This is a genomic window from Streptomyces flaveus (assembly GCF_014647675.1).
Lineage (GTDB): Bacteria > Actinomycetota > Actinomycetes > Streptomycetales > Streptomycetaceae > Streptomyces > Streptomyces flaveus.
Genome location: NZ_BMPQ01000012.1, coordinates 39,207 through 60,093, shown reverse-complemented (window position 1 = coordinate 60,093; position 20,887 = coordinate 39,207). Strand labels below are relative to the sequence as shown.

General features: G+C 68.5%; 20 protein-coding genes and 6 tRNA genes. 18 read left to right on the top strand and 8 right to left on the bottom strand.

The window, feature by feature from the left end; translation table 11 throughout:
* Window positions 1-5: 5 nt before the first annotated feature.
* The 4 genes from IEZ21_RS23740 to IEZ21_RS23725 form a co-directional block, all read right to left on the bottom strand.
* Window positions 6-77 (bottom strand) — tRNA-Val (locus tag IEZ21_RS23740).
* A 22-nt stretch (window positions 78-99) separates the two neighbouring features.
* Window positions 100-171: transfer RNA gene (locus IEZ21_RS23735), tRNA-Val, on the bottom strand.
* 1 nt (window position 172) lies between these two features.
* Window positions 173-246: transfer RNA gene (locus IEZ21_RS23730), tRNA-Cys, on the bottom strand.
* A gap of 37 nt (window positions 247-283) precedes the next feature.
* Window positions 284-356: transfer RNA gene (locus IEZ21_RS23725), tRNA-Gly, on the bottom strand.
* 156 nt (window positions 357-512) lie between these two features.
* On the opposite strand from IEZ21_RS23725, the gene IEZ21_RS23720 reads away from it, so the two are divergent.
* The 3 genes from IEZ21_RS23720 to IEZ21_RS23710 are packed head-to-tail and all read left to right on the top strand — an operon-like array spanning window position 513 to window position 3,280.
* Complete coding sequence (locus tag IEZ21_RS23720; protein WP_189323935.1) at window positions 513-1,577, top strand: chorismate-binding protein; 1,065 nt, start codon at window positions 513-515, stop codon at window positions 1,575-1,577.
* Entirely contained in the window at window positions 1,574-2,395 is an 822-nt protein-coding gene (locus IEZ21_RS23715; RefSeq protein ID WP_189323934.1) for an aminotransferase class IV, read from the top strand. The genes IEZ21_RS23720 and IEZ21_RS23715 overlap by 4 nt, the downstream gene beginning before the upstream one ends.
* A gap of 60 nt (window positions 2,396-2,455) precedes the next feature.
* Entirely contained in the window at window positions 2,456-3,280 is an 825-nt protein-coding gene (locus tag IEZ21_RS23710) for a GNAT family N-acetyltransferase (protein WP_189323933.1), read from the top strand.
* A gap of 43 nt (window positions 3,281-3,323) precedes the next feature.
* Here IEZ21_RS23710 and IEZ21_RS23705 read toward each other — a convergent pair whose 3' ends face one another.
* Window positions 3,324-3,854, bottom strand: coding sequence for a DsbA family protein (locus tag IEZ21_RS23705; protein WP_189323932.1), 531 nt, complete (start codon window positions 3,852-3,854; stop codon window positions 3,324-3,326).
* Between the two features lie 242 nt (window positions 3,855-4,096).
* Here IEZ21_RS23705 and IEZ21_RS23700 point away from each other — a divergent pair, with 242 nt between their 5' ends.
* A complete protein-coding gene (locus tag IEZ21_RS23700) occupies window positions 4,097-4,552 on the top strand; it encodes a hypothetical protein (protein ID WP_189323931.1) in 456 nt (151 codons plus the stop codon).
* Window positions 4,553-4,773: 221 nt separating this feature from the next.
* Complete coding sequence (locus tag IEZ21_RS23695) at window positions 4,774-4,926, top strand: hypothetical protein (RefSeq protein WP_169786227.1); 153 nt, start codon at window positions 4,774-4,776, stop codon at window positions 4,924-4,926.
* Window positions 4,927-4,967: 41 nt separating this feature from the next.
* Here IEZ21_RS23695 and IEZ21_RS23690 read toward each other — a convergent pair whose 3' ends face one another.
* Together IEZ21_RS23690 and IEZ21_RS23685 are read right to left on the bottom strand one after the other, a co-directional pair.
* Window positions 4,968-5,525, bottom strand: coding sequence for a CGNR zinc finger domain-containing protein (locus IEZ21_RS23690; RefSeq protein WP_189323930.1), 558 nt, complete (start codon window positions 5,523-5,525; stop codon window positions 4,968-4,970).
* A 368-nt stretch (window positions 5,526-5,893) separates the two neighbouring features.
* Entirely contained in the window at window positions 5,894-6,307 is a 414-nt protein-coding gene (locus IEZ21_RS23685; protein WP_003959770.1) for an SsgA family sporulation/cell division regulator, read from the bottom strand.
* A gap of 191 nt (window positions 6,308-6,498) precedes the next feature.
* Between IEZ21_RS23685 and IEZ21_RS23680 the strand changes: the two genes are divergently transcribed.
* From IEZ21_RS23680 to IEZ21_RS23640, 9 genes are all read left to right on the top strand, one after another.
* A complete protein-coding gene (locus IEZ21_RS23680; RefSeq protein WP_189323929.1) occupies window positions 6,499-6,933 on the top strand; it encodes a TIGR02611 family protein in 435 nt (144 codons plus the stop codon).
* 68 nt (window positions 6,934-7,001) lie between these two features.
* Window positions 7,002-7,073 (top strand) — tRNA-Val (locus IEZ21_RS23675).
* Between the two features lie 968 nt (window positions 7,074-8,041).
* Complete coding sequence (locus IEZ21_RS23670) at window positions 8,042-9,331, top strand: ABC transporter substrate-binding protein (RefSeq protein WP_189323928.1); 1,290 nt, start codon at window positions 8,042-8,044, stop codon at window positions 9,329-9,331.
* Complete coding sequence (locus IEZ21_RS23665) at window positions 9,331-10,332, top strand: carbohydrate ABC transporter permease (protein WP_189323927.1); 1,002 nt, start codon at window positions 9,331-9,333, stop codon at window positions 10,330-10,332. Before IEZ21_RS23670 ends, IEZ21_RS23665 begins: the two co-directional genes overlap by 1 nt.
* On the top strand, window positions 10,329-11,228 hold the full coding sequence (locus tag IEZ21_RS23660) for a carbohydrate ABC transporter permease (protein WP_189323926.1): 900 nt from the start codon (window positions 10,329-10,331) through the stop codon (window positions 11,226-11,228). The genes IEZ21_RS23665 and IEZ21_RS23660 overlap by 4 nt, the downstream gene beginning before the upstream one ends.
* Before the next feature lie 10 nt (window positions 11,229-11,238).
* Entirely contained in the window at window positions 11,239-11,838 is a 600-nt protein-coding gene (locus IEZ21_RS23655) for a hypothetical protein (RefSeq protein WP_189323925.1), read from the top strand.
* A gap of 87 nt (window positions 11,839-11,925) precedes the next feature.
* A complete protein-coding gene (locus tag IEZ21_RS23650; RefSeq protein WP_189323924.1) occupies window positions 11,926-14,676 on the top strand; it encodes an exo-rhamnogalacturonan lyase family protein in 2,751 nt (916 codons plus the stop codon).
* A gap of 101 nt (window positions 14,677-14,777) precedes the next feature.
* Window positions 14,778-15,236, top strand: coding sequence for an SRPBCC family protein (locus tag IEZ21_RS23645; protein ID WP_189323923.1), 459 nt, complete (start codon window positions 14,778-14,780; stop codon window positions 15,234-15,236).
* A gap of 39 nt (window positions 15,237-15,275) precedes the next feature.
* Window positions 15,276-15,347: transfer RNA gene (locus tag IEZ21_RS23640), tRNA-Val, on the top strand.
* A gap of 71 nt (window positions 15,348-15,418) precedes the next feature.
* On the opposite strand, the gene IEZ21_RS23635 is transcribed toward IEZ21_RS23640, so the two are convergent.
* Window positions 15,419-16,144, bottom strand: coding sequence for a 3'-5' exonuclease (locus IEZ21_RS23635; protein WP_189323922.1), 726 nt, complete (start codon window positions 16,142-16,144; stop codon window positions 15,419-15,421).
* A 178-nt stretch (window positions 16,145-16,322) separates the two neighbouring features.
* Between IEZ21_RS23635 and IEZ21_RS23630 the strand changes: the two genes are divergently transcribed.
* The 4 genes from IEZ21_RS23630 (at window position 16,323) to IEZ21_RS23615 (ending at window position 20,833) form a co-directional block, all read left to right on the top strand.
* Window positions 16,323-16,889: a DUF4365 domain-containing protein gene (locus tag IEZ21_RS23630; RefSeq protein ID WP_189323921.1), complete on the top strand. Its 567-nt coding sequence runs from the start codon at window positions 16,323-16,325 to the stop codon at window positions 16,887-16,889.
* The gene (locus IEZ21_RS23625) at window positions 16,886-18,118 is read left to right on the top strand and encodes a hypothetical protein (RefSeq protein ID WP_189323920.1); all 1,233 of its coding nucleotides are present in this window, start codon (window positions 16,886-16,888) and stop codon (window positions 18,116-18,118) included. The genes IEZ21_RS23630 and IEZ21_RS23625 overlap by 4 nt, the downstream gene beginning before the upstream one ends.
* A gap of 96 nt (window positions 18,119-18,214) precedes the next feature.
* Window positions 18,215-20,191: a threonine--tRNA ligase gene (thrS, locus tag IEZ21_RS23620; protein WP_189323919.1), complete on the top strand. Its 1,977-nt coding sequence runs from the start codon at window positions 18,215-18,217 to the stop codon at window positions 20,189-20,191.
* 78 nt (window positions 20,192-20,269) lie between these two features.
* Complete coding sequence (locus tag IEZ21_RS23615; protein ID WP_189323918.1) at window positions 20,270-20,833, top strand: HIT family protein; 564 nt, start codon at window positions 20,270-20,272, stop codon at window positions 20,831-20,833.
* Window positions 20,834-20,887: the final 54 nt, after the last annotated feature.

Genomic DNA, 20,887 nt, shown 5'->3' with positions numbered 1-20,887 from the left:
CTGCGTGCGCGATACTGGGATTGAACCAGTGACCTCTTCCGTGTCAGGGAAGCGCTCTCCCGCTGAGCTAATCGCGCGGGACCCGGTGAACCGGACCAGTGGACGATACTGGGATTGAACCAGTGACCTCTTCCGTGTCAGGGAAGCGCTCTCCCGCTGAGCTAATCGTCCTTGGAGGTGGAGACGGGATTTGAACCCGTGTAGACGGCTTTGCAGGCCGTTGCCTCGCCTCTCGGCCACTCCACCAGGGGCGTGGGGTTCGGGAAGATCCCCACTTCCTGCGAGCGGACGACCAGGTTCGAACTGGCGACCTCAACCTTGGCAAGGTTGCGCTCTACCAACTGAGCTACGTCCGCTTGTCTGTTCCGCTCCGCTCGCGCGGTTTGGTGACGTGTTGAACTCTAGCGGATTCCGGGGCCAGTACAAAAACGCGTTTGTGCAGCGTGCTGCGGTGTGCCCGCCGGACGACACGGCCGGGGCACCCGCTCGGCGCCCGCCATAGACTCGCACCTGTGCACGACCTCCCAGCTCTCGCCCGCTTCGGCCCTCTCGTCGCGACCGGACTCATCGACGTCACGAGCGACCCCGCGGCGCTGGACTCAAGTGGCTTCTGGGCCGTCTCGGCAGACTTCGAGGGGCGCCTGGTGTGCGCCCGCTTCCGGGACGTACGCCATGAGCCGGTGCCCGCGCCGGTGCCGGGGGAGTGGCGGGGGCCCGTCATGGACAACTGGACGTCGTCGCTCGACCGCGCCGCGTACACGGCGGGCGTACTCCGCATCCGCGAGCACATAGCGGCCGGCGAGGTCTATCAGGCGAACCTCTGCCGGGTGCTGTCCGCGCCCATCGTCCCGGACGCCGACGTGGACGCGCTCACCGCGCTGCTCGCCCGCGGCAACCCGGCGCCGTATGCCGGAACGATCCGCCTTCGCGACCACGGCGTCGAAACAGCCACCGCGTCCCCCGAACTCTTTCTGCGCCGAGAGGGGCGGATCGTCGAGTCGGGCCCGATCAAGGGCACCGGACGCACCGAGGCCGATCTCCTGGAGAAGGACTACGCCGAGAACGTCATGATCGTGGACCTGGTCCGCAACGACATCGGGCGGGTCTGTGCCACCGGCTCGGTGACCGTGCCCGACCTGTGCGTCGTGGAGAAGCATCCGGGCCTCGTCCACCTCGTCTCGACGGTGCGCGGCGAGTTGCGCGAGGGCGTGGGCTGGCCGGAGCTGCTGGAGGCGACGTTTCCGCCCGGCTCCGTCACCGGTGCCCCCAAGTCCAGCGCCCTGCGGATCATCGAGGCACTGGAGACGGCGCCCCGCGGCCCGTACTGCGGCGGCATCGGCTGGGTGGACGCCGACCGGGGGACCGGGGAACTGGCCGTCGGTATCCGTACGTTTTGGCTGGACCGATCCGCCGACGACGCGGCAGTGCTGCGCTTCGGCTCCGGCGCGGGTATCACCTGGGGGTCCGACCCCGAGCTCGAGTGGCGCGAGACGGAACTGAAAGCCGCCCGACTGCTGGCGGTAGCGTCAGGGGCGTACACAGGGGCGTACGACGCAAGCGGAGGGATCTTCACGTGAAGCTCTGGCTCGACGGTGGGCTGCGGGACATCGAGTCGGCCCGTGTCTCGGTCCTCGACCACGGACTGACCGTGGGCGACGGCGTCTTCGAGACCGTCAAGGCGGTCGACGGCCGGCTGTTCGCGCTCACCCGCCATCTCGACCGGCTCGCCCGCTCGGCGCACGGCCTCGGGCTGCCCGAGCCCGACCTCGACGAGGTGCGCCGGGCCTGTGCCGCCGTCCTGGACGCCAACCCGATGCCGCTGGGCCGCCTGCGGATCACGTACACCGGGGGCATCTCCCCGCTCGGTTCCGACCGCGGCGAGCACGGGCCGACCCTCGTCGTCGCCCTGGGCGAGACCAGCCGGCGCGCCGACTCCACCGCCGTGATCACCGTGCCGTGGACGCGCAACGAGCGCGGCGCACTCACGGGCCTCAAGACCACGTCGTACGCCGAGAACGTCGTCGCCCTCGCCCGCGCGCACCAACAGGGTGCGTCCGAGGCGCTGTTCGCCAACACGGTCGGGCAGCTGTGCGAGGGTACGGGCTCGAACGTCTTCGTCGTCCTGGACGGCGAGATCCACACCCCGCCCGTCGCCTCCGGCTGCCTCGCGGGTATCACGCGGGCGCTCGCCGTCGAGTGGACGGGCACCCACGAGACGGACCTGCCGCTGGACGCCCTGGAACGCGCCGACGAGATCTTCCTGACCTCCACACTGCGCGACATCCAGGCCGTCCACCGGGTCGACGACCGGGAACTCCCGGGCGCGCCGGGCCCGGTGACCGCCAAGGCGATGCGGATCTTCGACGAGCGGGCGGGCGACGACCTCGATCCGTGACGGGGACCGGCGCCCGTTAACTGGATGACGTGGGCCCACAGGACGGGTACAACACCCCTGATGACCACCACTCTGCGGCCGACCGAGCCGCTTCAGCGCGACGCCAACGGGGCGCTGTCACGCCACTACAGAGTGTGCGTGAACAGCCGTCCCGTGGGCGCGATACACCTTGTGACCCACCACATCTTCGGGCCGTCCGTCGCCCAGATCCGTGAGCTGGGGATCGAGGAGCCGGACCGTGGACGCGGACGGGGCACCGTGGCCGCGCTCGCCGCGGAGGAGGTGGCGCGCGGCTGGGGCTGTACGCGGATCGAGGCGTCGGTGCCCGCCGAGGCGGAGGCCGCCCTGCGGCTGGCCACGGCCCTCGGTTACGTGCTGCGCAACCGCAACATGGAGAAGCGGCTCGACGGCACCGCGCCAGAACTGCCCGCCGGCAGTCGGGGGCGCCCCATGACGGAGGCCGAGTTCGAGGCCTGGATGGAGCGGGCCAAGGAGGACTACGTCCAGGACTGGATTGCCCGAGGCGTGCCCGAATCCGAGGCCCGCGCCAAGTCCGAGCGGGACCACGCCACTTCACTGCCGGACGGGCTCGACAGCGAGGGCATGGAGTTCAGCGTCCTGGAACACGAGGGGACCCCGGTCGGCATGTTGTGGCTGGGGTCGCGCGACGGCTGGGGGTTCGTCTACGACGTCGAGGCCGACGAGCGGTACCGGGGCCGGGGACACGGCCGTTCGCTGATGCTCCTGGCGGAGGCGCAGACGATCGCCGCAGGACGCACCGGCATCCGCCTGAACGTCTTCGCCGGGAACACCCCGGCCGAACGGCTCTATGAGTCGCTGGGTTACCGGACGACCGCACACCACCTCTACAAGGACCTGCTCTGAGACCTGCGCGGTCACGCGGTGCCTGAGGGGTGCCGGACAGGTCTTACGAGGCCGACGTGTCCTCCGCCAGCAGCCGGTCGACGATCTCCTCGATGCGCTCGCGCAGACCTTCCTGGCTCTTGTTGCCGTCGAGGCGCTCGCCGTCGATGACGTACGTCGGCGTGCCGGTCACGCCGATGGCCTTGCCCTCGGCCTGGTCGGCGTCGACGATCAGGATGTGCCGGCCGTCGATCAGGGCGGTGTCGAACTCTTCGGCGTCCAGACCGAGTTCACGGGCCACCTCGACCAGGAAGGGTTCTCCCTTACGGTTCAGCTCCTCGATGCGGCCCAGCACCGCCTCGACGTACGGCCAGGCCTGGCCCTGTTCCGCGGCCTCCTCGGCAGCCTGCGCGGCCGCGAACGCGTGCTTGTGCTTCTCCAGCGGGAAGTGCCGCAACCGCAGCTCCAGCCGGTCGCCGTAGCGGGCGCGCAGCGCGCGTAGGTCGTCGAGGGCGCTACGGCAGTCGGGGCACTGGAGTTCGCACCAGACGTCCAGGACGGGGACGGCGGGGTGCGCGGGGGAGGAGTCGCTCATGCGCACCAGTCTCCCAGCCGTGGCCGAGGAGGCCCAAACCGTGGCAGAGGAGGCCCGAACGGGGACCTTCGAGGGTACGGAACGGGTACCTACGGGGGTACGGAGGGACCGGGCCCTGAGGAGGACCCGACCCGGAGATGTCCCTGAGGTCTGCCCGGACCATGGCATAGCGGGCACGGTGCGGTGCAGGATGGAAGGGACGAAGCGACCTTGCCCGAGCGAGTCCTGCCCTGGAGGACCGGATGATTGCCGAGACCGTCTGTTCCGCCGTCTCCGCGGCAGGCCTGGGTATCGCCGCGGTCACCGCGTATCGCAAGCGTTTCCTCGCGGCGGCTCGCCTGGTCGCGTACTCGTTGGTGCCCCTCGGCCTGGTGATGACCGGGGCCGTGGAATGGGCGGCCGACACCGCCTTCAGCCCGGTGGCCTGGGCGGGCTTCGGCGTGCTCGGCGCCTCGTGGCTGCTGTTCACCACCACGCGGGCCGTCGAGCGGCGCGGCGGCGGGACCCGCAAGGAACGCAGGGCGGCCCGGGCCGCGCAGCGCGAGGCGGTGGCCCCCACGGCCTCGGCGCCCTCGCTGGGCCCGGCGAAGAGTCCGGCGACCCGTCCCGAGTCCAAGACCAAGGCCAAGCCCCGCGCGGCCGAGCCGGGGGACGACTTCAGCGACATCGAAGCCATCCTGAAGAAGCACGGCATATGACGCGCGTATGACGCCGGGAGCAGGGCATATGCCGCTCTGAAACGACACAGTGAGCCGGGCGGTGTGCGGAGGGATGGAGTCCGGGATGCACGCCGGAATCCGCGTCTGAGCGATCTGTCCCAGATACTGGACCGTCACATCACGGATTTCAGCTAACTCCCCCATATTTCGGGCGTGTTGATCGCGTCGAGGCTCTCGGCTGCGTCATCATCGCCCGCGAGATGCTGGACACAACACAGAGCGACAGCGCCGCGCCCGAAGGGGAGCGGCGAGGTTGTCTCTTCGCACTTTCCCAGCCACCGCTGATGATCTTCCTTGCGGTGATCGGCTGTCTGCTGCTCATGGCTTCGCTGCACGATCTGCTGCTGCTCTGAGCCGTATGCGGAGTCCCTGGCGCCACCCGCCGAGGACTCCGTCAGCCCGCCGCCTCCTTGCGTCGCGCCCGGTAGGCGGCCACATGCAGACGGTTTCCGCAGGTCCGGCTGTCGCAGTAGCGGCGGGAGCGGTTGCGGGAGAGGTCCACGAAGGCATGCCGGCAGTCGGGCGCCTCGCAGCGTCGCAGCCTGTCCTGTTCACCGGCCACCACGAAGAACGCCAGCGCCATCCCGCAGTCGGCGGCGAGATGATCCGCGACGGACGCACCGGGTGCGAAGTAGTGCACATGCCAGTCGTAGCCGTCGTGGTCGGTGAGCCGCGGCGTGGTGCCGGCCGCGGCGACCAACTCGTTGATCAGCACGGCGGCGGCCCGGGCATCGGGTGCCGCGAAGATCCCGCAGAACCGGCTGCGGATCTTGCGTACCGCCGAGAGATCGAGCTCGGACAGTGACCCGACATCGCTGATGTCGTGCTTGCGTACGAACTCGTCCAGATCCGAGACACTCGCGAGCCCGTCCGCCGTGTCGTCCTCCGGTGCGGTGTTCACCAGATCGACCACGATGTCGAGGGCGCACCGGGTGTCGTGGGTGATCAGCACGTTTCGCTCCCTGGCCTGGGGTCGGGCGGGCGCCCGCCGATGCTGGCCGATGCTAGCGGCTCCGTGACACAGGGGATTCGGCGCCATCCACGCCGAGCGGCCGGATGGGCAGAGCCGGTACGTGTCCTGGTGTCGAGCGTACGTTTGGCCGTGCCCGGGGCGCGCAGGCGTTGGGTCGCACTCGGGGTGCGAACGCGTTTGTCCGTGCTCGGCGGTATGCGTGCGTTCGTCCATGCCTGGAAGTGCGCACGTCGACGCCGCCTCCGCGGAATCCGCGACGGCGGCGCCGGTGTATACCGTATGGGCTGTCCGAGCTCGTGCCGTCTCCCCGAGTGGACGGCGCCGGGCGGCTTGTGCGGGGCCTCGTCCTAGCTTTCGGCCAGGATGTGCGAGAGCTCCGTGTCGAGATCGAAATGGCGGTGCTCCGTGCCCGGGGGGACGGCGGCGTCCGTTCGCTTCAGGAACGACTCCAGGGCCCGCGCCGGGGCCTCGAGCAGAGCTTCCCCCTCCGGGGAGCTCAGGGCGATGCACACGACGCCCTGACCGTGACTGCGGGACGGCCAGACACGGACGTCGCCCGTGCCGGTGGGCCGATGCAGTCCTTCGGCGAGGAGATCGCGGGCGAACACCCACTCGACGGTTTCCTCGGCTCCGGTGTGGAAGGTGGCGTGCACGGCGTAGGGATCGGCCGTGTCATACCGCAGTCCTGCGGGAACGGGCAGTGAGGACTCGCTCGACACAACGAGGCGCAGGTGCAGCTCGCAGCTGACCGTGGTGTTCATAAGCGCCAGGGCCTTTCGCTCAGTGTGCGCTCGGGGATTCGCACGTCGGCGAAATCGACATGCCACCTACGGTGCCGTTGTAAACCCCTCTGAGTGTTTTGCGTGTCTTTAGGTAGCTCATCCGGCCGAGTGCGCGTTCGTCGACTACGACCATTTCAGCGACTGGTTTGTGTCCGGTAGGGTTCGGCCATATGAATACGGGGAGTGACGAAACGGGGGAGGCCGTCGTGGCGGCCGATGAGACGAAGGGCGAGTCGCCGCTCGGGTCGCGTGCGCCGGAATTCATCAAGGCGCGACGCGTGCTGCACCTGAGCTGGCAGGTGGGCGTGTTCGTGGTGGGCCTCGCGGTCGTGGTGGCCGGCGTGATCATGCTGCCGCTGCCCGGGCCGGGCTGGCTGGTGATCTTCGGCGGCATGGCGATCTGGGCCACCGAGTTCGTCTGGGCGCAGCTGGTGCTCCGCTGGACGAAGCGCAAGGTCACCGAAGCGACGCAGCGGGCGCTCGATCCCAAGGTGCGCAGACGCAACATCATCCTGACGACGATCGGTCTGGTGATCGTCGGGGTGCTGGCCGGGATCTACCTCTATCGGTTCGGCTTCGTGATGCCGTGGAAGATCAAAGAGTAGCGGGGCTTCGCGTGCTCGGCGGGCGGTCGGAAGCACCCCCTGACATGGGGTAATGTTTTCCTACGTCCGGGCGATTAGCTCAGCGGGAGAGCGCTTCGTTCACACCGAAGAGGTCACTGGTTCGATCCCAGTATCGCCCACGAATGCGAGGGCGACTCATGTCCGCGGAAGACGCGGACCGGGTCGTCCTCGTCGTTTTTACGCGGCTTCGCCGCGCGAGGCGAAGGCTTCGCCACCCGCACCCTCATGGGGTCCGTTGAGGTGAGCGCTTCAGTCCGCCTGGTGCCCCAGAAGGTCCACCGGCGTGAGGCCGCACCGGGCGGAAGCGGCGGAGGGCTCCGCTACCTGCGTACGCACTCCTGGGGATCTCGGATAGGCCGGGGCTTCCAGCAGCCACAGGCCAGGTCGTACGTCTCTGATGTCGGCCGAGGCGGCGGAAAGTTGTGAAGGCTTGCGGTTCGGGGCTGCTCGTGGGCGCCTGACCAGGGACTACGGCTCCCGTCCTGGACGTACCCGAGCCGCACCTGGACGTGCGCCGTGCGTCCCGTCGCGTGGGGCCCACGTCTCGGCTCGCGCCGCCCGGCGTTGCCACCGGGGACCTGTCGCACTGCCCAGGTCGACGCCGCGGCCCGCGACCGTCTCGTACGGCCCCCTGCCCGGGCGCTGCCCTGCCCGCTGCGCCCGCCCCGGCCCCGCCGTCGGCCTTCGGCCCGGACCTGGCCCCATCGCCCGCGAGTCATGGAGCCGACTTGCTACACCTCTTCGTGTTCGCGGGACCGTGACCACCTCCCCGCGCCCATTCTCGATCCCCGCCTCGCTTCCCGATCATCCGTCAACTCCTCACCCCGCCTCTGACTTTCCTCCCCACCCTCCCCAACTTTTGGAAGCCACCCACCGTTCGACCGGTCGACTCCACCCACCCCACCTGCACAGTCGTCCAACGGTCCAGCCCCACCACCCCCGTTCATGCCGTCGCGCGAGCGACCCCGTCCACATCAATTCCTGTCTGAGTCATTGACGCGCCCGGAGGGCCTCCGTAACTTGTGCCAGCAAGCGCTTACTTGAAACGATTCATGGGGCGGACGCAACGTCGCGGGGAGGCTCAACCATGCAGCAGAACAGAAAAGTTGAGAGGCGAACGATCCTCAAGGCGGGGGGAGCCTCAGTGGCCGCGCTGGGGCTGGGGGCGACGGCGACCGCCTGTGGGGGCGGTAGCGGCGCGGGGGACGGGACGGTGACGATCCGTTACGCATGGTGGGGTGCTGAAGACCGGGCCAAGCGGATCAACGAGACCGTCAAGCTCTTCGAAAAGAAGTACCCGAAGATCAAGGTGAAAACGGACTTCCAGGTTTACACGGACTTCTGGAAGAAGTTCAATACGCAGGCCTCTGGCGGCAATCCGCCCGATGTCTTCCAGAACGCCATCGGATTCCTGCGCAAATACGACGCGAAGAATGTGCTGCTCGATCTCAGCGAGCAGGTCAAGGCGGGCAACCTCTCCATGGACGGCTTCCGTGCCGGCCTGGAAAAGTTCGGCGAGATCGACGGCAAGCTCCTCGGAGTGCCGGTCGGCTCCAACTCGATGGCCCTGGTCATCGACAAGCCCGTCTACACCAAGGCCGGCGTGAAGCCCGAGCAGGGCTGGACCTGGGACGACTTCGACGCGGCGATGAAGAAGATCCGCGACAAGGCGGGGCGTGCCGGTGACACCGGCCCGTACAACGTCATGTACCTCTACGACCTCTACCTGCGCCAGAACGGCAAGGCGTTCTTCACCGAGGACGGCCTGGGCTTCACCGAGGCGGACCTCAAGGACTGGTGGACGAAGGCCGAGAAGGGTGTCGAGTCGGGCATCTACGCCGACCAGAAGAAGGTCGCCCAGATCAAGCCCAAGTCCGCGGTCGCCGCGGAACTCTCGGGCGGCGAGTTCACCTGGGACAACTTCACGGTCCGTTACTCCTCCGAGGGCAAGAGCGAGTACGGCCTCGCCCCGATCCCGACCACGGACGGCAAGAAGACCGGCCAGTACCTCGGCTCCCTCATGCTCAGCGCTTCCAAGCGCACCCAGCATCCCAAGGAAGTCGCCCAGTTCATCGACTTCATGGTGCACGACCCCGAGGTTGCCAAGATCATGGGCTACGACCGTGGTGTGCCCGCCACGCAGGCACAGTACGACGCCTACAAGCCGACCGACCCGGTCAACAAGGAGATAGCCGCCTACGAGGAGTCCCTCGTCGCGGCGGGCGTCCTGGAGCCCATCACCCCGCACCCGAACGGCGCGGACGTCTGCGAGGCAGCGTTCCTGCGCCTCGGTGAGGAACTCGGCCTGGGCAAGCGGTCGGTGGACGACGCCGTCAAGCAGTTCTTCACCGAGTCGAAGACGGCTCTCAGCAGCTGATGGGAACCACCGTGACACACGCCCCTGCGATGGAGGACCTGTCCAAGGACTCCGAGCCGCGGCACGGTCCGGTGAAATCCCCGCGCCCCGCCGAACTCAAGCGGCGGGGCCGCCGGGAGAACCTGGCCGGCTATCTCTTCATGTCCCCCTGGATCGCCGGATTCCTGCTGCTCACAGCGGGCCCGATGGTCGCCTCGCTCTATTTCGCGTTCACCGACTACAACCTGTTCGACTCGCCGAAGTGGATCGGCCTCGACAACTTCTCCGAGATGTTCGGCGACCCGCGCTGGCGTCACTCGGTGCAGGTGACGATCTGGTACGTCATCGTCGGTACGCCGCTCAAGCTGCTCGCCGCCCTCGGTGTGGCCCTGCTCCTGGCCCAGAAGCGGCGCGGACAGGCCTTCTACCGGGCCGCGTTCTACGCGCCGTCGCTGATCGGGGCGAGCGTCTCCATCGCCATCGTCTGGAAGGCGATCTTCTCGGACGACGCGATCGTCGACCGTACGCAGAAGATCTTCGGCGTGAACGTCGGCGGCTGGACCGGCGACCCGGACATGATCATCTACAGCCTGGTGGCGCTCACCGTCTGGCAGTTCGGTGCCCCCATGGTCATCTTCCTCGCCGGCCTCAAGCAGGTGCCGCGTGAGTTGTACGAGGCGGCCGAGGTCGACGGAGCGGGCAAGCTGCGGCGGTTCTGGAACATCACGCTGCCGATGATTTCCCCGGTCCTCTTCTTCAACGTCCTTCTGGAGACCATCCACTCCTTCCAGATCTTCAGCTCGGCGTACATCGTCGGCGGCGGAGCCGGAGGCAACGCCTGTGGTCCCGCGGACGGTTCAATGGTCTATACCTGCTACCTCTACGTCCAGGGCTTCGAGAACAGCCGGATGGGCCTGGCCTCCGCCATGGCCTGGATGCTGCTGGTCGCGGTCGCCCTGGTGACGGCGGTGCTGTTCTGGTCCCAGAAGCGCTGGGTGCACTACGAGGAGGGCGCCTCATGAGCGCGCAGGTCACAGAGATCACGCCGACTCAGGGGCAGTCGACGAAGGCGGGCAACTTCCGGCGCAGGCTGCCCGGTTCGCTCGCCTGGCACATCGGGTCCCTCGCGATCCTCGCCGTCATCCTCTACCCGGTGGTCTGGGTCATCGGCGGCTCCTTCAAGAAGAGCGAAGACATCGTCGGCAGCCTGGACCTCTTCCCCGGCTCCCCGATCATCTCCAACTACACGGGCCTCACCGAGGGCATCGCGGACATCTCGATCTCCACGTTCTTCCTCAACTCGCTTTTCCTCGCGGTCGGTTCGGTGATCGGGATCGTGATCTCGTGCTCGCTGACCGCGTACGCCTTCGCGAAGATCAAGTTCGCGGGCCGCAACCTGATGTTCACGCTGATGATCGGCACGCTCCTGCTGCCGTACCACGTACTGCTCATCCCGCAGTACGTGCTGTTCCGCAACATGAACATGATCAACACGTACACGCCGCTCCTGCTCGGCAAGTACCTCGCCATCGAGGCGTTCTTCGTCTTCCTGATGGTGCAGTTCATGCGCAACCTGCCCAAGGAACTCGACGAGGCGGCCCGCCTCGACGGCTGCGGCCACCTGCGCATCTACTGGTCGATCGTGCTCCCGCTGTGCCGCCCGGCGCTGATCACCAGCGCGATCTTCACTTTCATCAACTCCTGGAACGACTTCATGGGCCCGCTGATCTACCTCAACGAGCCCGACAAGTACACGGTCTCGCTCGGCCTGAAGATGTTCGTCGACCAGGAAGGCCTGGCGAACTACGGCGGCATGATCGCCATGTCGCTGGTCGCCCTGCTGCCGGTGCTCGCCTTCTTCATGGCCTTCCAGCGCTACTTGATCGACGGTATGGCGACGTCGGGTCTGAAGGGCTGAGGTGCGCAGGATGAGCCAGGCATCTGCCAAGACGCGCGGTACGCCGCGGGAGTCCGTCTTCGCCGAGCGGTTCGGCCTCTTCGCCGAGTGTCTGCTCACCGGAGTGTGGATCGCGCTGGCCTCGCTGCCCCTGGTCACCTACCCCGCCGCGTTCGCCGCCGGGGCGCGGCATCTGCGGCGGCGTACGGAGCATCAGGGCGGCGGCTGGCGGGAGTTCGTCGCCGACTTCCGGGCGGCCGTGCGCCGCGGGTGGGTCGTCGGCGTCGCCGGCTGGGGCGCGGCCGTCGCGGTCTGGGTGGATGTGCAGGCCGTACGGGCCGGGATCCCCGGCGGGCCGCTCGTCGGCGCCGTCGGGATGTTCGCCCTGATCGGACTGGCCGTCGCCGGAATGCGTGCGGCGGCGGTCTGGGAGCCCGGGGCGTCGTGGCGGGTGCTGCTCGGGGCCGCCGGACGCCGTACTGTCCTCGACCCTGCCGGGTCCTTCCTGCTCGTCGGCGGACTGGTCGTGGTGGCCTGCTCCGCCTGGTTCGTCGCACCGCTGGCGGTCCCCGTCCTGGGGGCCGTCGCGGCGGCGGCTCTCGCCGTGGAGGCGCGCGGCCGACGCCACTGAGCGGCCGCAACTCCAACAAGGTCGGCGCCCCGGCGTCGTACCTCTCTCTGTCATGCCCCTGACTTCCCCGCACGGAAAGGAAAGGCCATGTCCCCCATCCCCCGCAGGTCCCTCCTCAAGGCCGCAGCAGTCGCCGGCGCCGCCGCCCAGTTCAGCTGGGCCTTGGGTACACAAGACGTGCAGGCCGCACCCAGAGCCGAGCCGGGCGACGCCGACCCGGTGACCCTGGACTGGCTCGAGGAGGGCGGCCTCGGCGCGGCCCCCGGCTCCACCGTGGGCGTGCCCTGGCCGAAGGGCGCGTACGCGAAGGACCAGACATTCGCTCTGAAGGACACCGACGGCAAGGAGGTGCCGGTCCAGTCCTGGCCCATCGGCTACTGGCCGGACGGCTCGCTGAAGTGGACCGCGCACGCGGTCGGGGCCGGAGTCGGTGCCGGGAAGCTGACGCTCGCCACCGGTGCGCCCGCGGCGCCCGAGAAGAAGGTCACCGTCGACAAGAGCGGCGGCACCATCGACATATCGACCGGCGTCATCACCGCGAAGATCGGCAAAAGCGGCTCCACGCTCGTCAAATCTGTCACCCGCGGCTCCACCGAGATCGCCAAGGACGGCCGGCTCGTACTGCTGCGCCAGCCCGAGATCGAGGACGGCGACCAGGGCGCGGAGAAGTATGAGCGGTTCGAGAGCGTCATCGGCGAGGTGGAGGTCGAGCAGGACGGGCCGGTACGTGCCGTGGTCCGCATCGACGGCAAGCACCGTAAGGGCGGCCGGAGTTGGCTGCCGTTCTCGGTCCGCCTCTACTTCTACGCGGGCGCCGAGTCGTTCCGCATGGTGCACACGATCACGTTCGACGGGAAGCAGGAGCCCGGCAAGGCGAGCGGCGACTTCATCCGCGGCATCGGTGTGCGCTTCAAGGTGCCTATGCGGGACGCCGCGTACGACCGGCACATCCGCATCGGCGGCGAGGGCACCGGTCTGCTGCGCGAGGCGGTCAAGGGCATCACAGGGCTGCGGCGCGACCCGGGGGCGGCCGTGCGGACGGCCCAGTTCGAGGGCAAGAAGCTGCCCGACCCGTCCACCTGGGACCAGCGGGTGACCACCCGGCTGCAATACATCCCCGAGTGGGGCGACTACACCCTCTCGCAGCTCTCGGCCGACGGCTTCGGCGTCCGCAAGCGCACCAAGAAGGGCCACGGCTGGATCCCCGCAGGCGGCGGCCGCCGGGCGAGCGGCTTCGGGTACGTCGGCGGCGCGAGCGGTGGATTCGCCTTCGGCCTCAGGGATTTCTGGGAGAAGTTCCCCGCCCAGCTCGACATCCGCGACGCTCAGACCGACGAGGCCGAGGTCACGCTCTGGCTCTGGTCGCCCGAGGCGCAGCCCATGGACCTGCGCTTCTACCACGACGGCATGGGCCAGGACACGTACCCTGAACAGCTCGAAGGCCTCAACATCACCTACGAGGACTACGAGCCCGGCTTCGGCACGCCCTACGGCATCGCCCGCACCAGCGAACTCCTTTTCTGGGCCCACGAGTCCACACCGAGCGCCGAGGCGATGGCCCAGCAGGTCGAGGCCGTACGCACTCCGCCGCAGCTCGCCGCCCCGCCCAAACAGCTCATCAAGGCAGGCGTCTTCGGCAAGCTGTTCGCCGAGCCGGACCGCTCCACGGCCGCCAAGGCGAAGATCGAGGACCACCTCGACTTCCTCTTCACCTATTACAAGGACCAGGTGGAGATGCGCCGTTGGTACGGCTTCTGGGACTACGGCGACATCATGCACAGCTACGACCCCAGCCGCCACCAGTGGTGCTACGACGTCGGCGGCTACGCCTGGGACAACTCCGAGCTCTCGCCCGACCTCTGGCTCTGGTTCGCGTACATGCGCTCCGGCCGCGCCGACATCTTCCGCTTCGCCGAGGCCATGACCCGCCACACCGGCGAGGTCGACGTCTACCACCTCGGCAAATGGGCGGGCCTCGGCACCCGCCACGGCGTCCAGCACTACGCGGACAGCGCCAAGCAGCAGCGCATCGCCAACACCACCTACCGCCGCTACTACTACTTCCTCACCGCGGACGAACGCGTCGGCGACCTCATGCACGCCAACGTCGACTCCGACGAGACATTCCTCGTCCTCGACCCCATCCGCAAGATCCGCACCGAGCCGTACACGCCCGACCGGAACGCGCTGTCGATCGGTTTCGGCACGGACTGGTCGGGGCTGGTGTCGGCCTGGCTCACCGAGTGGGAACGGCGCGGCCCCAAGTGGGAAAAGGCCAAGGCCAGGGTTCTGTCCACGATGGAGACCATCGCGGCCCAGCCCAACGGCTTCGTCCAGGGCAACGCGCTGTACGACCTGGACACCGGCAAGTTCGCCGTGGACAAGGAGGCCAAGGTCAGCGTCTCGCACCTGTCGGCGATGTTCGGCCTGGTCGAGCTGAACGCCGAGCTCATCGACCAGATCGACATGCCGAAGTTCAAGGAGGCATGGCTCGACTACTGCCGCTACTTCAACGCCACCAAGGCGGAACAGGCCGCCCGCTACGGCTCCAACTTCGGCAACCTGCTGCTCTTCCAGGGCCACTCACGCCAAGACGCTTACGCCGCCGTGCAGTTGAAGGACGACAAGCTGGCCGCGCGTGCGTGGCGGCAGTTCTACAGCAGCGCCGATCCCTGGGACTACAAGGAGTCCACGGACTGGTCCACGAAGAAGATCGAGGGCCCGACCGCCCTGGTGCCCGGCAGCGAGGCGGCGTGGGTGTCCACCAACGCGACGGCGCTGTACGGCCTTGCGGCGATCCAGAACCTGGCGCTGGTCGGCGACAAGATCCCGTCATGACGGTCGCCTGACGCAACCTTCCCAGCTCCTCCCGCACTCGCTGCGCGCAACGACCGGCGAGTGCGGGAGGCAACCACTGGGGGAGTGGGCAGACTCGGGCCATGGACTGGACGTACTACCGCTTCCGCAGTCTGTGGGTACTCGGTGCCCCGGCCGACGACGTGTACGACGTGCTGGCCGACGCCGAGAACTACCCCCGGTGGTGGCCGCAGGTGCGCGAGGTGACGCGGATCGACGACCGCAGCGGGACCATCCGTATCCGCTCGCTGCTCCCGTACGACCTGGTGTTCACCGCGCGGGAGGTGCGCCGCGACCGGGCGGCCGGGGTCCTGGAGATAGCGATGACGGGCGACGTGGACGGCTGGGCACGCTGGACGCTCACCTCCGACGATCCCGGCACGCGCGCCCGCTACGACCAGGAGGTCCACGTGACCAAGCCCCTGCTGCGGCGCCTCGCCGTGCCGGGGAGGCCGGCGTTCCGCGCCAACCACGCGCTGATGATGCGCGCGGGACGGCGCGGGCTGGCCGCGTACCTGGGCGGGAACCACCAACAGGTTTGATGAGAACCCCGCTCGACCTGTATGGTTCAGTGCGTTCCCGGGCGATTAGCTCAGTGGGAGAGCGCTTCGTTCACACCGAAGAGGTCACTGGTTCGAACCCAGTATCGCCCACCCGGAGACAGCCGGTCCGTCCAAGACGGACCGGTTTTTCGCATGTCAGGGCCAGGGCGCTGCTCCTGGGCTTACGCCGCCGCCGGGAGCTCCGGACGCAGCGGCCACGCCGGGTCGACCGCCTCCTCCGTGCCGCTGCGCGCGAACCACGCCTCCAGGCCGCGGGCCTGCGCCGCGTGCCACACCGCCTGCAGCGTGTGCAGTTCGGCCGACGACAGCCGCTCCAGGCGGGCCGCGAAACGCCGCCCCACCGCCCGTACGACATTCATCGCGGCCAGCGCGTCGGCCGCCGCGTCATGGGCGCCCGTCAGCTCCACGCCGTAGTGCGCGCACAGGTCGGTCAGCGTGCGGCGGCCCTTGCGGTAGCGGTCCAGGTGTTTGTCGAGGACCCGTGGATCGAGCACGCGCAGGGGCACGGTCTCGAACCAGTGGTCCAGCGACGACGCCCGATGCCGGCGCAACTCCCGGTCGAGCAGCGTCAGATCGAACGGCGCGTTCATCACCACAAGCGGGCGTCCCGCCGCGCTCTGCTCGGCCAGCTCCCTCACTATCTCGTCCATCACCGGCGACGGCCAACGGCCGTTGCGCTGTAGGTGATCCTCCGTCAGACCGTGTACCGCCGTTGCCCCTTCGGGCACCGGAACGCCCGGATTGACCAGCCAGCGGCTCACCCGCGGCTGGCCTCCGGGAGCGTCCTGGACGACGACGGCGGCCGACACGATCCGGTCGGTCTCCACGTCCACACCCGTCGTCTCGGTGTCGAACGCGGCAAGTGGCCCCTCGTACCAGCACGTCATACGCACGCAACTCCTCATTCACCCTCGGCAGTTGACGCGCCGTCCGCGCCGCCCTCTGCCCGATTCGGTGATACCCGCACTGTTTGCGCCGTACGCCGGGAGGAGACAACAGAGATACGGGTCTTTGCAGTTCAGCGGCCCGTCGCGGGGATTCACCGGTTTCGGAAGGCTGTTGGAGATGGCCATCGCGCAGCCCGAACAGGGCGGGCTGCTGCCTCAGCGGACACCACCGCATCGCGGCACACTCGCCACCACCGCCTGCATGGAGACACTGCAGGTCGGCTATCTGCACGCGGTCGCGGCAGCCGCGGGCTGTTCCCTGTCCCAGCCCTTTCCGGACAACGGCATCGACTGGCACGTCAGCCACAGCGCCCCCGGGCACACGGTCGACGACGAGGTCACCATCAAGGTGCAGCTCAAGTGCACGTACCAGATCCCGCCGAACCCCCCGGGCCCGGCCTTCTCCTTCACGCTCGACAACGCCCACCTGGAGAAGCTCGCCCGCAGTCCGGTCTCGGTGCACAAGATCCTGGTCGTGATGCTCGTGCCCAGGTCCCAGGACGACTGGCTGCGCGCCAGCCACGACCGGCTCGACCTGCGGCACTGCTGCTACTGGATCAACCTCGCAGGCCATCGAATAACCGGCCGGCGCAGGACCACCGTGCGGATACCGACCTCGCGCATCTTCGACGACCGGGCACTCTGCGAGATCATGACGCGGGTCGGAACCGGAGGCAGACCGTGACGCACCGCCCGACCGACGAGCCCGTACGACCGGTGAGGCCCCACCCGGTGGAGGCACCGGCCCAGTGGGACCAGCCGCCCAGGCCCGACCAGGTCGACCCCGCCGTCCTCAGCGCGCTGCTGCACCGGCACGGCTGGCAGCGCCGCGGCGGAGTCGCCGGACGGTACGGCCGCTGGACCCCACCCGGGCCCGGCGGCGCCGGCACCAGCCTGCTCGTGCCGGAGAGCCGGGCCTTCCCCGACAGCGAGGACCTCCTCGGCGAGGCCCTCGTCGCCCTCGCGCGCAGTGGCTCGCCCTCCGCGCGCGACGTGCTGATCGGCCTCGCTGTGCCCAGCGACGAGATCCGCTGGTGGCGCGACGTGCCCACCGGGCCCGTGGGTGCCGCGGCGTGGACCGTGGAAGAGCAGCTGCGCAAGGCCGCTCGCCACATGCTCCTCGCGGGCGCCCTCGCGGCACGCGCGCGTGCGGGCTATTACGGCGCCCGGCACCGCAGGCCCGCCGCCGCGTCCCTGGAGAACGTGCTCGTCGGGGCCGCACCGGGCGGCCGTCAGCTCACCGCCTTCGTGCCCGTCGCCACCGGCCGGCCGCTCGCAGTCCGGCTCCACCAGGCGGTGTACGCGGCTCGCGAGGCCATCGACTACCAGCGCGCCACCGGCGGCATGGACGCCTTCGACGGTGCCATCGAGGCGGGCGTCAGCCATGAGCTCACGGAGGCTCTCGTGGCCCTCGTGAAGGGCACCGAGGGCGCCCGGATCGCCGTCGAGTGGGCGCCCGCCGCCGGAGTCCCCGAGGGCTGCGCGACTCCCGCCGAACCCGTCGAGTTCTCCCCCGGCGACCTGCCCGTGCTGCGCGAGGCCGGCGCCCGCTATCTGCGCGAGGAGCCGTCCGTGGCGGTGCGGATCACGGGCACGGTGGTACGGATGCGCAGGTCGGCACCGAGCGGTGACGGGTCGGTACGGCTGCGGGTCATCGCGGGCGCGGAGGTCCCGCACGTACGGATGACGCTCGACGAGGAGGCGTACCGGATCGCGGGCCACGCCCATCTGGTGGGGCTGCCGGTGCGGGTGCACGGGCGGCTGGAGAGCCGGGGCGGCTTCCGGCGGCTGACCGGGGCGTCCGGGGTCGCGCCCGTGCAGGTGGACGACGCGGAGCGGGACCGGCTGATGAAGTCGTTGCAGGAGACCGCGGAGATCACGGCTTTCTTTGAAGAGGCGTGTGGCGGGGACTGAGACGGGACGGTTTCGCGGTGGGTGCCCCGGCCTCGGTACGATTCCTGTCTGCGCGCGCGGTTGCGCCCGCACTCACCCTTCAGTCAGGAGAGACCGGTGTCAGACGTCCGTGTGATCATCCAACGCGATTCCGAGCGGGAAGAGCGCGTGGTGACGACGGGCACTACGGCCGCCGAACTCTTCGCCGGAGAGCGCACCATCGTCGCCGCGCGTGTGGCAGGCGAGCTGAAGGACCTCGCGTACGAGGTGAAGGACGGCGAGACCGTCGAAAGCGTCGAGATCTCCTCCGAGGACGGTCTGAACATCCTGCGGCACTCCACCGCGCACGTCATGGCGCAGGCCGTGCAGGAGCTCTTCCCCGAGGCCAAGCTGGGCATCGGCCCGCCGGTCAAGGACGGCTTCTACTACGACTTCGACGTGGAGAAGCCGTTCACGCCCGAGGACCTCAAGGCCGTCGAGAAGAAGATGCAGGAGATCCAGAAGCGCGGTCAGCGCTTCTCGCGGCGTGTGGTGACCGACGAGGCCGCGCGTGAGGAACTGGCCTCGGAGCCGTACAAGCTGGAGCTCATCGGGCTGAAGGGCTCAGCCTCCTCGGACGACGGCGCGGACGTCGAGGTGGGTGCCGGCGAGCTGACCATCTACGACAACATCGACGCCAAGTCCGGCGACCTGTGCTGGAAGGACCTCTGCCGGGGTCCGCACCTGCCGACCACCCGGAACATCCCGGCGTTCAAGCTGATGCGCAACGCTTCGGCGTATTGGCGCGGCAGCGAGAAGAACAAGCAGCTTCAGCGCATCTACGGCACTGCCTGGCCGTCCAGGGACGAGCTGAAGGCGCACCTCGAGTTCCTTGCCGAGGCCGAGAAGCGCGACCACCGGAAGCTGGGCTCCGAGCTGGACCTTTTCTCGATCCCCGAGCAGATCGGCTCCGGCCTCGCCGTCTTCCACCCCAAGGGCGGCATCATCCGCCGGGTGATGGAGGACTACTCGCGGCGCCGCCACGAGGAGGCAGGTTACGAGTTTGTCTACACTCCGCACGCGACGAAGGGGAAGCTCTTCGAGACCTCGGGCCACTTGGACTGGTACGCCGACGGCATGTACCCGCCCATGCAGCTCGACGAGGGCGTGGACTACTACCTCAAGCCCATGAACTGCCCGATGCACAACCTGATCTTCGACGCGCGTGGGCGGTCGTATCGTGAACTGCCCTTGAGGCTTTTTGAGTTCGGTACGGTCTACCGCTACGAGAAGTCGGGTGTTGTGCACGGCTTGACCCGGGCCCGTGGCTTCACCCAGGACGACGCGCACATCTACTGCACGCGCGAGCAGATGTCCGAGGAGCTCGACAAGCTGCTCACCTTCGTCCTCGAGCTGCTGCGGGACTACGGTCTGACCGACTTCTACCTGGAGCTGTCGACCAAGGATCCGGAGAAGTTCGTCGGCTCGGACGAGGCCTGGGAGGAGGCGACCGAGACGCTGCGGCAGGTCGCCGAGAAGCAGGGACTGCCGCTGGTCCCGGACCCTGGCGGCGCCGCCTTCTACGGGCCGAAGATCTCTGTCCAGGCCAAGGACGCCATCGGCCGCACATGGCAGATGTCGACGATCCAGCTCGACTTCAACCTGCCAGAGCGCTTCGAGCTGGAGTACACCTCGCCCGACGGTTCCAAGCAGCGTCCGGTCATGATCCACCGCGCCCTGTTCGGCTCGATTGAGCGGTTCTTCGCGGTGCTGCTTGAGCACTACGCGGGGGCGTTCCCGGCGTGGCTGGCTCCGGTGCAGGCGGTGGGGATTCCGGTGGGGGACGCGCATGTGCCGTACCTCCAGGAGTTCGCCGCCGAGGCGAAGAAGAAGGGGCTGCGGGTCGAGGTGGACGCCTCCTCGGACCGGATGCAGAAGAAGATCCGTACGCAGCAGAAGCTGAAGGTTCCGTTCATGATCATTGTCGGCGACGACGACATGAACGCGGGGACCGTGTCGTTCCGGTATCGCGACGGTTCACAGGAGAACGGCATTCCGCGGGACGAGGCACTGGCGAAGCTCGTGGATGTGGTGGAGCGCCGGGTCCAGGTGTGATTCCGGCCCTGCCGTAGCGAGGTTCTGGCCCCCGGGTTTTCCCCGGGGGCCTTTGCCGTGCATGGTGTGTGAAGCCATATGCTGCACCACATGACGAGTGAGCCGGAGCAGCAGATCGGGGTGGGGACGCAGGACGCGTTCCAGCGCTTGTGGACGCCCCATCGGATGGCGTACATCCAGGGCGAGAACAAGCCCAGCGGCCCGGGTGCCGACGACGGCTGCCCGTTCTGCTCGATCCCGGCCAAGTCCGATGAGGACGGGCTCGTCATCAAGCGGGGGGAGCAGGTCTACGCGGTGCTCAACCTGTACCCGTACAACGGTGGCCACCTGATGGTCGTGCCCTACCGTCACGTCGCGGACTACACCGAGCTGACCGCTGAGGAGACCGCGGAGCTCGCCGAGCTGACGAAGCAGGCGATGGCTGCGTTGCGCTCCGCTTCGGGGGCGCATGGCTTCAATATCGGCATGAACCAGGGTGGGGTCGCGGGCGCGGGTATCGCCGCTCACCTCCACCAGCATGTCGTGCCTCGCTGGGGCGGCGACACGAACTTCATGCCGGTCGTCGGGCACACCAGGATCCTGCCTCAACTCCTTGCGGATACGCGGAAGATGCTTGCGGAGGCGTGGCCCACGGGGGTCTGAGCGCTCTGCGGCCGGGGGCGGTTGTGGGGGCCCGGAAGCAAGGGGGCCCTGTGA